General features: G+C 40.2%; 13 protein-coding genes. 12 read left to right on the forward strand and 1 reads right to left on the reverse strand.

Translation table 11 applies throughout. The features are described from left to right. The 7 genes from dnaA (at position 1) to J3U91_RS00035 (ending at position 9,002) form a co-directional block, all read left to right on the forward strand. On the forward strand, positions 1 to 1,353 hold the full coding sequence (dnaA, locus tag J3U91_RS00005) for a chromosomal replication initiator protein DnaA (protein ID WP_002817930.1): 1,353 nt from the start codon (positions 1 to 3) through the stop codon (positions 1,351 to 1,353). A gap of 174 nt (positions 1,354 to 1,527) precedes the next feature. Continuing rightward, positions 1,528 to 2,652, forward strand: a complete 1,125-nt coding sequence (gene dnaN, locus J3U91_RS00010; RefSeq protein WP_002817931.1) for a DNA polymerase III subunit beta — start codon at positions 1,528 to 1,530, stop codon at positions 2,650 to 2,652. A gap of 126 nt (positions 2,653 to 2,778) precedes the next feature. After that, positions 2,779 to 3,000 (forward strand): S4 domain-containing protein YaaA, encoded by a 222-nt coding sequence (gene yaaA, locus J3U91_RS00015; protein WP_002817801.1) that lies wholly within the window; start codon positions 2,779 to 2,781, stop codon positions 2,998 to 3,000. Beyond that, positions 2,987 to 4,108 carry a DNA replication/repair protein RecF gene (gene recF / locus J3U91_RS00020; RefSeq protein ID WP_002817932.1) on the forward strand — a complete coding sequence of 374 codons (1,122 nt, stop codon included), beginning with the start codon at positions 2,987 to 2,989 and terminating at the stop codon, positions 4,106 to 4,108. Before yaaA ends, recF begins: the two co-directional genes overlap by 14 nt. After that, entirely contained in the window at positions 4,101 to 6,059 is a 1,959-nt protein-coding gene (gyrB, locus tag J3U91_RS00025; RefSeq protein WP_002817933.1) for a DNA topoisomerase (ATP-hydrolyzing) subunit B, read from the forward strand. The genes recF and gyrB overlap by 8 nt, the downstream gene beginning before the upstream one ends. A gap of 8 nt (positions 6,060 to 6,067) precedes the next feature. Further along, positions 6,068 to 8,668: a DNA gyrase subunit A gene (gyrA, locus tag J3U91_RS00030; protein WP_002817935.1), complete on the forward strand. Its 2,601-nt coding sequence runs from the start codon at positions 6,068 to 6,070 to the stop codon at positions 8,666 to 8,668. A gap of 166 nt (positions 8,669 to 8,834) precedes the next feature. Continuing rightward, positions 8,835 to 9,002: a hypothetical protein gene (locus J3U91_RS00035; RefSeq protein ID WP_002817936.1), complete on the forward strand. Its 168-nt coding sequence runs from the start codon at positions 8,835 to 8,837 to the stop codon at positions 9,000 to 9,002. Between the two features lie 50 nt (positions 9,003 to 9,052). On the opposite strand, the gene nadE is transcribed toward J3U91_RS00035, so the two are convergent. Beyond that, positions 9,053 to 9,880 (reverse strand): ammonia-dependent NAD(+) synthetase, encoded by an 828-nt coding sequence (gene nadE, locus J3U91_RS00040; protein ID WP_002817938.1) that lies wholly within the window; start codon positions 9,878 to 9,880, stop codon positions 9,053 to 9,055. Positions 9,881 to 10,110: 230 nt separating this feature from the next. Here nadE and J3U91_RS00045 point away from each other — a divergent pair, with 230 nt between their 5' ends. From J3U91_RS00045 to J3U91_RS00065, 5 genes are all read left to right on the forward strand, one after another. Next, positions 10,111 to 11,577, forward strand: coding sequence for a multicopper oxidase family protein (locus J3U91_RS00045; RefSeq protein ID WP_002817939.1), 1,467 nt, complete (start codon positions 10,111 to 10,113; stop codon positions 11,575 to 11,577). A gap of 118 nt (positions 11,578 to 11,695) precedes the next feature. Further along, the gene (gene rpsF / locus J3U91_RS00050) at positions 11,696 to 12,136 is read left to right on the forward strand and encodes a 30S ribosomal protein S6 (protein ID WP_002817809.1); all 441 of its coding nucleotides are present in this window, start codon (positions 11,696 to 11,698) and stop codon (positions 12,134 to 12,136) included. 8 nt (positions 12,137 to 12,144) lie between these two features. Continuing rightward, a complete protein-coding gene (gene ssb, locus J3U91_RS00055) occupies positions 12,145 to 12,702 on the forward strand; it encodes a single-stranded DNA-binding protein (RefSeq protein ID WP_002817940.1) in 558 nt (185 codons plus the stop codon). Positions 12,703 to 12,724: 22 nt separating this feature from the next. Beyond that, positions 12,725 to 13,045 (forward strand): 30S ribosomal protein S18, encoded by a 321-nt coding sequence (rpsR, locus tag J3U91_RS00060; RefSeq protein WP_002817941.1) that lies wholly within the window; start codon positions 12,725 to 12,727, stop codon positions 13,043 to 13,045. A 102-nt stretch (positions 13,046 to 13,147) separates the two neighbouring features. Further along, positions 13,148 to 15,205: a DHH family phosphoesterase gene (locus J3U91_RS00065; protein WP_002817942.1), complete on the forward strand. Its 2,058-nt coding sequence runs from the start codon at positions 13,148 to 13,150 to the stop codon at positions 15,203 to 15,205. Positions 15,206 to 15,215: the final 10 nt, after the last annotated feature.

Consider the following 15,215-nt stretch of genomic DNA (forward strand, 5'->3'; position numbering starts at 1 on the left):
ATGAAAGACTCTTACTTTGATTTAAATACTTTTTGGAAGGGAATCCAGGGCCGTTTCGCCGCTAATATGGGGGAAACTGCTTATGAAAACTGGATTAAGCCTGTTCGCGCCGTTAAAGTCGACTTGGCTAACAGAACCGTCGAACTGCAGGCACCAAACGATATCGTTATGCAGGCTTGGGATAATGGTAATTACACAGCAAAATTCATGGAGTATGCCTACGATGTTGCGCACGATTTTTTTAAGCCTGAACTAAAAGTCATAAAAGTCGTTGCCAATCCAGTTAATAATCAAAAATCAAATCAATCAAATAGCGATTTTGTCGCAACTGATTATCAGCTAAACCAAAATTTCACTTTCGACACTTGGGTCATCGGTGATGCCAACGAATTAGCTACCAGTGCAGCAATGGCCGTTTCCGAACAACCCGGTCGTCAATATAACCCCTTACTTATATATGGGTCTTCCGGTCTGGGAAAAACACATCTAATGGAGGCTATCGGAAATCGCTTGAAAGAACTGCAGCCCGATGCAATTGTCCGTTATATAACCACTGACGATTTTATGAATGATTGGGTTAATGCAATCAGCAAGAAAACAACTGCCGATTTTACCAGTACCTATGAAAACGTCGATCTTCTTTTAGTCGATGACATTCAGATGCTTCAGGGTAAAGATCGTTTCCAAGAAGAGTTTTTTAATATTTTCAACAAAATTACCAAATCCCAAAAACAAATCGTTATGACCTCCGATGTCCTGCCGAAAGATATTCCCGGACTGAATGCCCGACTTGTTTCCCGCTTTATGCAGGGTGTTGCTTACGATATCCAAAAACCGGATTTCCCGACAAGATTGGCAATTTTAAAAAATAAGTCGGAAGAAGTAGGTATCAGTATCGATAATCAAACATTAACTTTAATTGCCGAACAAATCGATACGAATGTCCGTGAACTGGAAGGTGCTTTCAATACACTAACCTTGATGGCACGCGCCGGCCGGCCGATCAACGTATCAAATGCCCAAAAGATTTTGGAACATTTAAACATTACGAGACAAAAAGTAATCACTCTACCCGACATCCAAAAGACAGTTGCCGATGATTACAATGTCAGCATTAATGATTTGATTGGAAAAAAGCGAAATTCGGATATTGTTTTGCCAAGACAAGTGGCTATGTATCTGATTAGAACCTTAACCGATACTTCTCTTCCTAAAATCGGTCAGGCTTTTGGCGGACGCGATCACACAACCGTCATGCATGGAACAGAAAAAATAGCCGATTTGATCGAGACTGATTATGCTTTAAAGCAAAGAATTGAAAATCTTTCAACAAAAATCAAAGAAAAGTCATAAAGACCAAACAAATTACGTATTATTAAGTTGTAGAGAAATATGGAGTTATACGTAAAGTTGTCCCAAGATTTTCCACCTCGCTATTAGCGAAAAATCGACTGATGAATTTGCTTATCCACAACTTCCACAGGCCTTATTATTATTACTAACCAAAAATATTATTTAGGACAAGCGATGAAATTTTCTGTTAAACGAAACGAACTAACAAATAAATTAAATATTGTAAGTAGGGCAATTTCTGGAAAGGTAATTATTCCAATCCTGACCGGTATTAAAATTTCTGTTTCCAATAACGAAATGACTTTGATCGGGTCTAATTCGGAAATATCAATCAAGACAGTTTTAACTGCAGATAAAGATAAAAAAAATTTGGTAATCGAAGAGCCCGGAGAAATTATTGCCAATGCTAATTTCTTTAGTAATATCATCAAACATCTTTCCAGCGACAAAGTAGAAATATCGACTGAGGGATCGCAAATTGCAATTGTTGGTGGAAGCTCTGATTTTACAGTTGCAGGACAATCAGCTGATAATTATCCGCAACTACCCAGACTCGATGATGCAAATACGATTAATATTCCATCTTCTGAATTAATCGATATTATTGGCGAGACAATTAGAGCTGTTTCGATTCAAGATTCAAGACCCTTATTAACAGGAATTCACTTTACAATCGGCGACAATCAAATAAAGGCTGTTTCCACTGATTCACACCGCTTATCTCAAAGAATCACCAAAATAGGAAATGACAGTCAGGCAGATGTCGTCGTTCCCAGCAAGGCTTTAATAGAATTACGTGCTTTGCTTGAAAATATTGATAATTTGAATTTACAGTTTGATCGTTCCCAGTTACTGGTTGATTTGGGAGAAACAACTTTTTACTCCCGTTTGCTGGAAGGACAGTATCCAGCAACGGATCGATTGATTCCGTCTGATTCGACAACTAGTTTCACGATTGATGCTGCTCAGCTTGCTCCTTCTTTGGACAGAGCCAGTTTGGTTGCCCACCAATCAGGCAATATTGTCGCTGAATTCTCGATCAGTCAGGATAAGTTAGTATTATCGACGGCTCAAAGCGAGGTTGGCAAAGTCCTGGAAGAATTGTCGATCGATAATTTTAAAGGCGAAGATTTAAAGATTAGTTTTAATCCCGATTTTGTTCGCGATGCATTGAGTTCAATCGGTGAAAGCAAATTGGATTTTTCATTTACAACAAATTTGCGTCCTTTCGTTATTAGACCCAATGGCGCCTCTGATAATAATAAGGTTCAATTAATTACACCGGTGCGCACGTTCTAAAATTATTGCGATTTAAGCAAAAATTATTAAATATAACAAAAGTTACCAAAACGCCAAAAAATTGCTTATATAGTAAAATTTGGCGTTTTTTGTTACAATGGGAAGAGTAATCTTGGGGGTGAATATTTGCAAAAAGTCCAAATCAACACCGAATTTATTACGCTTGGTCAACTTTTGAAGATTGAAGATATTGTCAGTTCCGGCGGCAGTGCAAAATTTTTTCTTAAAGAGAACGCAAACTCTTTTTTTGTAAATGGTGAATCGGAAAATCGTCGAGGACGGAAACTCTATCCAGGAGACTTAGTGAAGATTCTTAAAATCGGAGAGTACGAAATTGTTTCTCAATAGTCTCAAGCTCAAAGACTTTCGTAATTATAAAAGTTTACAAGTTGATTTTTCTAATTCGATTAATGTCCTAATTGGAGACAACGCGCAAGGGAAGACAAACTTATTAGAAGCGATTTATATTTTATCGATGGCACGTTCCCATCGTGATAATAATGATCGCGATTTGATTAATTGGTCATCTGATTTTTCGGATATTACCGGTGAAGTTCAAAGTAAGATGGGCAAATTTCCTTTAGAAGTCCGAATTACAAGAACCGGCAAAAAAGTTTTTGTTAATCATCTGACCGAAAATCGTTTATCAGATTATATTGGTAACCTACATACAGTTCTTTTCGCGCCGGAAGACCTTGATTTGGTTAAGGGGTCTCCGGGAGTCCGCCGAAAATTTATCGACAGCGAATTCGGCCAAATGTCGGCAAATTATTTGTTTAATCTTTTACAATATCGAAGCGTTCTTAAAAATCGCAATGCTTATTTAAAAAATATTAAATGGATTGGCAATAATCCGAAAATAGATGAAGATTATCTAAAAGTTTTAAATGATCAATTGATTGATTTTGGAAGTGAGATTATTTTTCAAAGATTTGTTTTGGTTAAAGAACTCGAAAAATACTCTTATCAAATTCATAAGGCAATTTCCAGGAACGAAAAACTGACGATTAAATATGCAAGTTTTTCTGGAATTGACGACCAGTCGACGAAAGAAGAAATTTCTAAAATTTTTAATAATCAACTGCTCAAAAATAAGACACGCGAATTATTTTTAAAATCGACAAGTGTTGGACCACATCATGATGATTTGAAATTTTCTATTAATGGAAAAGAGGTTGGTTCCTTCGCTTCTCAAGGACAGCAAAGGACGACTGCGCTGTCAGTCAGATTGGCAGAGATTGAAATGATGAAATACGAGACCGGTGAATATCCGATCTTATTGCTGGATGATGTTCTCTCTGAGTTAGATGGCGATCGCCAAACACAGTTATTGAATTTTATTCAGGATAAAGTACAAACGTTTTTAACAACTACGAGTCTTTCTGACGTGGAAAGAGATTTAATAAAAGACCCGAAAATTTATCAAGTGAAAGGCGGAACGCTCGTTAATGGTTGATTTAAAAAAAAATAATCAAGTAGCTCCTAGTGACAACAACTCTTATGGTGGGTCTTCCATCCAAATTTTGGAGGGACTTGAAGCGGTTCGCAAACGACCGGGAATGTATATTGGTTCAACTGCAAGTTCCGGTTTGCATCATTTGGTTTGGGAAATTATCGATAATGGAATCGATGAAGCACTGGCTGGTTTTGCCCATCATGTTACTTTGACGATTGAAAAAGATAATTCGATTACGATTACCGATGATGGCCGTGGTGTTCCGGTCGAAATTCAGCCTAAAACCGGGCGTCCGGCTATGGAAGCTGTTTTTACGATTCTGCATGCCGGTGGTAAATTCGATTCGAAAAGTTATAAAGTTTCCGGTGGGCTTCATGGTGTTGGCGCTTCGGTTGTTAATGCTTTGTCAAAGGAAATGGACGTCAGAGTCTATCGGGACAACAAAATCTATTACATGGATTTTGAACGCGGCCACATTAAGACAGAAATGAAATTGCTCGATGAACCAATGCGCCTTAAACGCGGCACAATTGTTCACTTTGCTCCGGACCCGGATATTTTCCGGGAAACAATCGTGTTCGATTATCGAACCCTTGCAAGCCGAATTCGCGAATTGGCTTTTTTGAATAAAGGGCTGCGTCTTTCTATAACCGATAAAAGAGTTGATCCTGTAAAAAATGAATCATTTATGTATGAGGGTGGAATTGCCGAGTACGTCAAATTTTTAAATAAAAACAAGCAACCGCTTTTTCCTGAACCAGTTTATGTCGAAGGGGAAGAAAACGGTATTCAAGTTGAGGTCGCTTTGCAGTATACCGATGCCGTCGCCGAAACCCTGATGAGTTTTGCTAATAATATCCATACTCATGAAGGTGGTACGCACGAGACCGGTTTTAAAATGGCTTTGACAAGAATTATTAATGATTATGCCAAGAAAAAAGGTATTTTGAAAGATTCCGATGATCCGCTGAGTGGTGAGGATGTCCGAGAAGGAATTACGGCAATTGTTTCAATCAAACATCCCGATCCGCAATTTGAAGGGCAGACAAAAACCAAGTTGGGCAATACAGATGCCCAGCAGGTTGTAAATCATCAGTTCTCAACGATTTTTAATCGTTTTATGATGGAGAACCCGGAAACTGCCAGAGCGATCGCTAACAAAGGATTAATCGCTTCTAAAGCACGTGCCGCTGCCAAGAAAGCACGTGATTTGACGCGTAAAAAGTCCGGACTGGAAATTAGTGCTTTAGCTGGAAAATTAGCAGATAATACTTCCCGCGACCCAGAGATTTCCGAATTGTTTATCGTCGAGGGGGATTCAGCCGGCGGTTCCGCCAAGCAAGGCCGTTCTCGTTTGACACAGGCTATTTTACCGATTCGTGGAAAAATTTTGAATGTTGAAAAAGCTACTTTGGATAAGGTCCTGGCTAACGAAGAAATCAGGTCTTTATTTACGGCGATGGGAACCGGTTTTGGCGAAGAATTCGATATTAGCAAGGCTCATTATCACAAGGTAATTATTATGACTGATGCCGATGTCGATGGAGCGCATATCAGAACCCTGCTTTTAACTTTGTTCTTTAGATATATGCGTCCTTTGATTGACGCCGGCTATATTTATATTGCTCAACCACCTTTGTATGGAGTCGCGATCGGAAATTCGGATCAGCGTGTGTACCTTGATTCCGATGAGGAACTTGATCAATATACTGCTACACTGCCGGCAAGTCCTAAACCACGGATTCAGCGATACAAGGGTCTTGGTGAAATGGATGCCGTTCAGCTTTGGGATACAACTATGGATCCAAAACATCGTCGTCTCTTGCGTGTCGATCCGGAATATCAACCGGAAGTCGATACAACTTTCGACATGCTGATGGGTGACCGGGTTGAACCAAGACGTGAATTTATCGAAGATAATGCTCAATTTGTTGAAGATTTGGATGTGTGAGGTAATTTATGGCTGATGAAGAAAACAACAATTTCACACCGGATTCCCGAATCAAGGATACTGATTTAAATAAAACAATGCGGACAAGCTTTTTGTCCTATGCGATGTCGGTTATCGTTGCCCGAGCTCTACCGGATGTCCGCGATGGTTTGAAACCTGTCCACCGTCGGATTTTATTTGGTATGAACGAATTAGGTGTTACGCCCGACAAACCGCATAAAAAGTCAGCTCGTATCGTCGGTGATGTCATGGGTAAATTTCATCCCCACGGGGATTCGGCAATCTATGAGTCCTTGGTTCGAATGGCCCAGCCTTTTAGCTATCGCTATCCATTAGTTGATGGACATGGAAACTTTGGTTCGGTCGATGGCGATCCAGCCGCGGCAATGCGTTATACCGAAGCCCGTTTATCAAAAATAGCCTTGGAAATGCTTCGCGATATCAACAAGGGAACCGTTGATTTTCAACCGAGTTATGATGGCGATAATCGCGAACCAGTTGTTTTGCCTTCACGTTTTCCAAATCTTTTAGTTAACGGTGCACAGGGCATCGCCGTTGGAATGGCTACAAATATTCCAACTCATAATCTCCGTGAGGTAATTGCGGCAATCCATGTTTTGATGGCGAATCCGGATGCGACCGTTGCTGATTTAATGGAAGCTCTGCCTGGACCTGATTTTCCCACTGGAGCGATTGTTATGGGGAAGTCGGGAATTCGCCGGGCCTACGAAACTGGTCGTGGTTCAGTGACTGTCCGTTCCAAAGTCGATATTGAGACATCTTCGTCCGGTCATGAACGAATTTCCGTTTCCGAACTTCCTTATATGGTTAACAAAGCCAAATTAATTGAGCGGATTCGTGAATTGGTTCTTGAAAAGAAGCTTGAAGGTATCACGGCGATTCGTGATGAATCCGATCAAAATGGTTTGCGGATTGCAATTGATGTTGGTCGTGATGCCAACGCCAACGTGGTTTTAAATAATTTATATAAACAAACACTGCTTCAAACGAGTTTCTCCTTTAATATGATCGCTATTAATCATGGCAAGCCGGAGACGATGAGCTTAAAGCAAATTCTTGTAGCCTATTTGGAACACCAACGCGAAATTATTCGCCGACGGACAGAATTTGATTTAAAGAAAGCTCAAGATCGTGCTCATATTCTTGAAGGCCTGCGAATTGCTCTGGATCACATTGATGCAATTATTGAACTGATTCGTTCCAGTAATACCGCTGAAATTGCTAAAAATGAATTGATTAATCGTTATCAATTATCCGATAAGCAGGCTCAGGCAATTTTGGATATGCGTTTGGTTCGGCTAACCGGTTTGGAACGCGGAAAAATCGAAACCGAATATACCGATTTATTAAAATCGATTGAAGACTTCAAAGATATTTTGGCTAAACCCGAACGGATCGACCAAATTATTTATCAGGAACTTTTGGACATTGCAAATAAATTTGGCGATGAGCGTCGGACGGAATTACAGGTTGGCGATGTTTCTTCAATTGAAGACGAAGATCTTATTGATGAAGAAGAAGTTCTTATTTCTCTTACTCATAAGGGATATATAAAACGTCTTTCGACTAGCGAGTTTCATACACAGAATCGTGGTGGCCGTGGTGTTAAGGGAATGAATACCCATGATGATGATTTTGTCGAGCAACTTGTTTCTACAAGTACTCATGACACTTTGCTGTTCTTCTCCGACCAAGGAAAAGTCTACAAAATGAAGGGATATGAGGTACCGGAATATGGTCGGCAAGCCAAAGGAATCCCGGTTATTAACCTCCTTGGGCTTGATGCCGGCGAACGCGTTCAGGCCGTTATAAATGTTCGCGGTGATGCGGCAACTTCCAAAGATTCCCTTTTCTTTACAACGAAGTTGGGAACTGTCAAACGGACAGCTGTTTCCGAGTTTACAAATATTCGTCAATCAGGATTAAGAGCAATCAATCTTCGCGATGACGATTCCTTGATTAGTGTCTTATTAACTAATGGGAAACAGAACATTGTGATTGCATCACATTCCGGCTATGCCGTTTCTTTTGCCGAAAGCGATGTTCGAGCAATGGGCCGGACAGCATCCGGCGTCCGTGGAATGAATTTGCGTGATAAGGATTATGTTGTTGGAGCCGATTTGTTAATTCCTGGCGACAATGTTTTGATTATTACCGAAAAAGGTTATGGTAAGCAGACTGCCGTTGAAGAATATCCGATTCGTGGTCGTGGAGGAAAAGGTTACAAGACTTCCAATATTTCATCGAAAAACGGTCCTCTGGCCGGACTAGCGGTTGTTTCTGGAGACGAAGATATTATGATTACAACTGATTCCGGAGTTATGATTCGTTTTGCTGCTGCTGATGTTTCGATTACGGGCCGGGCAACGCTTGGTGTTCATGTAATTAAAATTGAAGAGGGTTCAAAAGTAGCTACTTTAGCCAAAGTCGAAAAAGAAGAAGACGAAGAAATTCCGGCAACTGATCAAGAAGAAAAAGTTTCTCTGCCAACAAATCAGAGTGATGATCAGATTGCAGAAAAAATTAAAAAACTGGCTGATAACCAATTAAAGAATTCAGATGATTCTGATTCAAAAACCAGTGAGTAATAAGAATATTTAAAAGGCTTGATTCTCAAGCCTTTTTATTTTGCTGTTTGTTATGTATGATTAACGTTAGTCAATTTAAATCGATTTTCCATATTAATTGGTCATGGTTTGAATTAATTTGTTGAGAAATTTAATTAGGAACTTTTATTTTTTGGGAGGAATTTTTATGATGTATTCAAAATTGATTACAGCAGTTTTTGTTGTTTTTTATGCTGTTTTGGTCTGGGCGGTTTTCTCGATGCACAATATGCTGGCAATGCAGATGATGGCTATCGGAATGTTTGCCGAAGCGGTAATTTCTTTGATTTTTCTTTATCGAAAAGATAAAAAGTAAGTCTATTACGAATCATTTGATAATAAAAAAGAGCGCTTAAGTGCTCTTTTTTAATACCACCAAGTATCGTAAATTGTTACCGGTAAATGCCGTTTGTGTTTCGTAGTAAGGTAAAGTTTTTCGATTTGTTTGGCAGCTTCTTCGGAAACTTCCCGTCCCTCAAGATATTTGTCTATGTCCTTATATTTAACGCCCAAGGCAACTTCATCAGGCAATTGTGGACGTTTATCTTCCAAATCAGCTGAAGGGACTTTATTGTAGAGTGATTCCGGAGCGTTCAAAGCTTTTAACATTTGCTGGCCTTGACTTTTATCTAGTCGCCAGAGCGGATCCAAATCGGTTCCTCCATCGCCGTATTTTGTAAAGAAACCGGCAAAGGCTTCGGCTGCGTGATCCGTTCCAAGAACAACGCCGTCATGTTCACGGGCAACCGCATACTGAGCAATCATTCGCATTTTTGGTTTGATTGAACCACGGCTCATATCATCGACTGCCAGTCCGGAAACCCTCAATGTTTTTGTTAAAGCATCAGTTGCTTCCTTTATATTGGTTGTTATTGTCTGGTCTGGTGCAACAAATTTCAAAGCTGTCTGGGCATCTTCTTCGTCTGCTTGCTCGCCGTAAGGCTGGCGGACAGCAATAAATTCATATTGATCATTTCCGGTTTCCTGTCGGAGCTGATTAATGGCAATTCTAGCCAACTTACCGGTCAGAGTAGAATCCTGACCACCTGAAATAGCCAAAACATAACTTTTGTATTGTGGGTTTGCAATTAGATAATTTTTCAAAAAAGCAATTGTTCGATCAATCTCGTCTTTGGCGTTAATGACCGGTTGAACATGTAAATCAGCAATTATTTTAGCTTGTAAAAGTCGCATTTGTCCTCCAATAATCCATTTAATTTTACCTCTAACTGATTTTTGCTAACGATTTTAATCTTGAAAAAATACTTTTTAAAGATTTTTTATAATGCTGCGTATGTTTTGCTTTAATCACTTTTAAGATCAAAAGAATCCCAGTTGGTGTAATCAGATTGGTTGCATGTTTTGAATACTAGTGATTTGCTTGATAGTGAAGACCTGTTAAATAACATTAGGGAGGCCTAATTATGGAATTAATCAAAAATTATTTTTTTGATGAAGGTGCATACGATTATCACGATGGAGCATACAAACACTTAATTCGTCCGAAAACAAAAACGCATAAGCTTACCATCCCCAAAGTTTTGAAAGCCGACAAAATAGAGGGCAATACGACTTATTACACGATTCACGCCCAAGAAGGGGAAACGAATATTCTGGATGGTAAAGCCACCCATACGTGGGGTTACAATGGTTCGCTGCTTGGACCCTTGATTCGTTACCAGTCTGGCAGACATTATCATTTAACCTTGGTTAATGATTTACCGGAGGTTACCACCTGGCATTGGCATGGACTTAATATTCCCGGTCCGATTGAAGACGGTGGTCCGCATGCCCCGGTCTTGCCGGGAAAGTCCCGAGAAATAGAATTTGATGTTAACCAGCCGACAATGACGGCTTGGCTGCATCCACATCCCTGCCCGCATACTGCCGAACAGGTTTGGAAGGGACTAGCAGCTCCGGTTGCTGTCGTTAATCCCCTGGATGATTTACCTCAGCTTCCACATACTTGGGGAGTCGATGATATTCCGCTTATTTTTCAGGACCGGACTTTTCACGATAGCCAATGGGATTATCAGGCTGATTATGACATGGACGGAACATTGGGAGATACAGCACTTGTTAACGGGACAGTCAATGCCGAATTTACTGTTACCCGTCCATGCTTGCGTTTACGAGTTTTAAACGGCGCCAATCGGCGGGAACTGCGGTTGAATTCCGATCAAAACATTGTTATGACGCAGATTGCTTCTGATGGAGGCTTTTTGCCGCATGCCGTTGAAATGACGAAAATCATGTTAACGAATGCCGAAAGAGCAGAAATATTATTGGATTTTTCCGATTATAAAAAAGGCGATCGGATTGTTTTGAAAGCCGATGATGTACCGATCCTGACTTTAAAAGTAGGCGAATTTACTGAAGACAATCGACGTCAGCTACCCAAGACCCTAAAGCAAATTGAACGCGATTTCACCGGCAGTCCCAGCCACCAAGTAATTATGGAGGGGATGGACGATTCAGTTAGAATCAACGGAAAACTTTACGATATGACGCGAATTGACGATCGTCAAGAGATTGGTAAAAACGAAATTTGGGATGTTTCCAATACGAATGATTCTATGCCGGGGATGGGAATGATTCATCCTTTTCATATGCATGGAACGGAATTCTTGGTCCTATCGAGAAATGGTAAAAAACCTTATCCAAACGAATTTGGTTTCAAAGATACAGTTGCTGTCAATCCCGGAGAACATGTCAAATTATTGGTTAAATTCAATGTTCCAGGAATTTTTATGTACCACTGTCATATTCTCGAACACGAAGATACCGGGATGATGGCTCAGATCGAGGCTGTCGATCCAAATAATCCGCAACACTGGAATTTAAAGGATCTTTGCGATAAAAACATGCCTGATTCGAATATGCAAATGTAATCCTAAATGTTATTTTGTTTTCTTGATTTTGACTTTGTTTCCCTGTATCATGATTATTCGTGATGAAATATCACTTTCCTTACCGCTTAGGCGGTCAGAGACCAAAAGGAGGTAAAAAATGGCTAATTATGAATTGACTTATATTGTTCGTCCGGACTTGGATAAAGATGCCAAAGCAGCTTTGGTAACACGTTTTGATTCTATTTTGAGCGACAACGGTGCCAAGATTGATAAATCCGAAGATTGGGATACTCGTAGATTTGCTTATGAAATCAACAATTATCGACAAGGAACTTATCATATCGTTACTTTTTCTTCTGAAGATGAAAAAGCAGTTAATGAGTTTGATCGTTTAGCGAAGATTTCAGGAGATATTTTACGGCATATGATTGTCGCCGTTGATCTTGAAAAGCTTGCTGATGCTCATGCTAAACAAGCCGCTGCTACTCAACGCGCAGCAGAACGCCGTGCACAACGCGAGGCTGAACGCAATGCCGCACAAGCACAATCTTCTGCTTCTAATCAAGCTAGAACTGCCGCGACTACATCTGGAAAATAAGGAGTTTTATGATCAATCGAGTTGTATTAGTTGGTAGATTAACCCGCGACGTTGAGTTGCGTTATACAGGAAATGGTGATGCAGTTGGATCATTTACAATCGCTGTCGAACGAAATTTCACGAATCGCGCTGGTGAGCGCGAGGCTGATTTTATCAGTTGCGTGATTTGGCGTAAACCTGCCGAAAACTTTGCCAATTTTACAGGTAAAGGAGCAATGGTTGGCGTCGAAGGCCGAATTCAGACCAGAACTTACGATAATAATCAGGGACAGAAGGTTTATGTGACCGAGGTTGTTGTTGATAATTTCCAATTATTGGAGACACGTGCTCAATCTGAAGCGCGTCGTTCGCAAAATGGCAGTGCTGGTAACACGGGGAATACCGCTCCGCAAAGTCAGAGTAATTTCAATATTCCTAATCAACAGTCAAATCCATTTGATTCGCAATTCAACAATAATGCGAGTTCCGCTTCAACTAATAGTCAAACGAGTTCTTCCAGCAGTCCTTTTAATACAGACACCGGGAATGATTCGCTTGATATCTCGGATGATGATCTTCCGTTTTAAAATTTAAGAAAGGATATCAAATATGGCCGAAGAACATTCAAATCAAAGAAGTCAGACCTTTAATGGCGAACGTACTAATCGTCCAAGCCGCAAACCTCGTGGCGACGGTGAAAGACGTGGACGTCGTCAAGGTGGACGTCGTCGTGTTGATTACTTAGCTGTTAATCATATCGATTATGTCGACTATAAGGACACTGAATTGCTTCAACGTTTCATCGCCGACAATGGCAAAATTTTACCGCGTCGGATTACTGGCACAAGCTCTAAAAATCAACGTAAAATTGCTACGGCAATCAAGCGTGCGCGTATTATGGCTTTGCTTCCATTCGTTGCAAACAACTGATTTTTACGCTACATCTTTTTTAGTACTTCTTAATTGAAGTACTTTTTGTTTTTCTTAAAAAAGGTATAAGAAGAGCTGATCGTGATAAAATTAAATCCTTAGATGAAGAAATATCATACTTTACCATCGTTTATTAAAAATTATCGCGTCATTTACTTGATCGCGGTTTTTAGCATACTAGCAATTTTCGGTTTTGTTTTTTCTTTGCATTTTGGTCCAATCGTTGCAGTTGCGTGGGTTATTGTTGTCGCTCTAGCATCGATTTTAATTTACAGTTTGATTAATTCCTTGGGTGTCGACTTTCAAACCTATATGACCAAGTTGAATGGTCGGGTTTCAATCTCTCAAGCCAGTGCGCTTGATCAGATGCCGATTGGCGTGATGCTTTTGAGTTCTCATGGAGAGATCGAATGGGTTAACGAGAATTTGTTGAATATAATTGGCGATCGAACAGTTCTTGGCAAAAAATTAAAAGATGTTGATGCTGATTTATACGAGCTGGTTCAATCAAATAAAGACAGCGGAGAAACGGAAATCGATTGGCGCGACGGTAAGTTTTCTCTTCAAATTCAACAAAATGGTCAAGTGATTTATTTATTGGATCTGACCGATGTTTCCAGATACGAATTACTTTATGAAAAAGGTCGTCTCTTTTATGGCTTAATCAGCGTTGATAATTATGAAGAAATTATTCAGGATGCTACCGATTCCGAATCGAGTCGTTTAATTGCATTCATTTCTGGACGCTTGGACAACTGGGCAAAAAAGTATCATTTATTTTTGCGGCGAATGTCGGCTGATCGCTATCTTTTCTTTGGCCGTCTGCCTGAATTAAAATCATTGGAAGATGATCGTTTTTCAATTTTGGATACTGTCCGTGAAGAATCTTTGAAACAAAATATGCCCCTGTCCCTATCGGTTGGAATTGCCTTTGGTGTTTCCGACTTAAATGATTTAGCCGAACTTGCTCATCGAAATCTTGATCTGGCTCTTGGACGCGGCGGCGATCAAGTTGTCATTCGCGATAATGATAATCCGGCGATCTACTTCGGAGGTACATCTAATCCAATGGCTAAAAGAACCCGTGTCCGTGCCCGGATGATCGACCAGGCTTTATCTGATTTGTTTAATAATGCCGATTCAGTCTTTATTTCCGGTCATAAAAATGCCGACATGGATTCGCTTGGAGCTGCTTTGGGCATTTGGCGTATGAGTCGACTTCATGATTTGACGGCTTATATTATTATCGATGATCAAAATCTGCAACGGGATGTAAAGTTGGTTATCGGAAAAATAAATGACGAAGTTGATGCAGCCAACGAAAAACTAAAGAATCAGGCCACTGATGGGAAAACACCGAAGTTAATCGAACAGCCTTTTATCACTGAAAAAAAAGCTTTGTCTCTGGCAACCGACCAAAGTCTCTTGGTTTTGGTAGACCATTCCCGTCCAAGCATTTCGGCCGCCGGTCAGTTGCTCGAAAAACTGAAATCGTCATTGATTGTAATTGATCACCATCGAATTGCTGACGAGAGTTTTTCTGAAAAGCCGATTCTTTTTTATGTCGAACAGTACGCTTCTTCTACTTGTGAACTTGTAACCGAATTACTTGGTTATGAAGATCGTCGTAAATCGCCATTAACCAAAGTTGAAGCAACAGCCTTGCTGGGTGGAATTCAATTGGATACAAAAGGGTTTACTTCTCACAGCGGGTCCAGAACCTTTGATGCGGCTAGTTTTTTGCGGGCAGCTGGAGCCGATGCGCAATTGCTCAGTAGTTTTGGCAAGGAATCCAAGGACGATTTATTGGTTAAATCCCATCTATTTGAATTAATGCAGTTGGACAGTAACATCGCAACGGTCGTTGGTGAAAATGATGTTTTTTATAATCCTGTTTTGGCTGCTCAGGTAGCTGATGAATTATTGAAAATTCAGGGTGTTTCGGCAAGTTTTGTTGTTAGCAGGCATCCTGATGAAAAAGTTGGTATATCAGCTCGGTCGGATGGATCGATAAATGTACAATTGATTATGGAAAAAATCGGTGGCGGCGGATCATTGTCGAACGCAGCCGTCCAAATGGAATCCGATGATATTCAAGAAGTTAAAAAAGTTCTTCAACAAGCTGTTTTGCAAATAACAGACAACAAAGAAAAAGAATAGGAGTATTCAT

Origin of the sequence: Oenococcus oeni (assembly GCF_020510245.1) — a bacterium.
GTDB lineage: Bacteria > Bacillota > Bacilli > Lactobacillales > Lactobacillaceae > Oenococcus > Oenococcus oeni.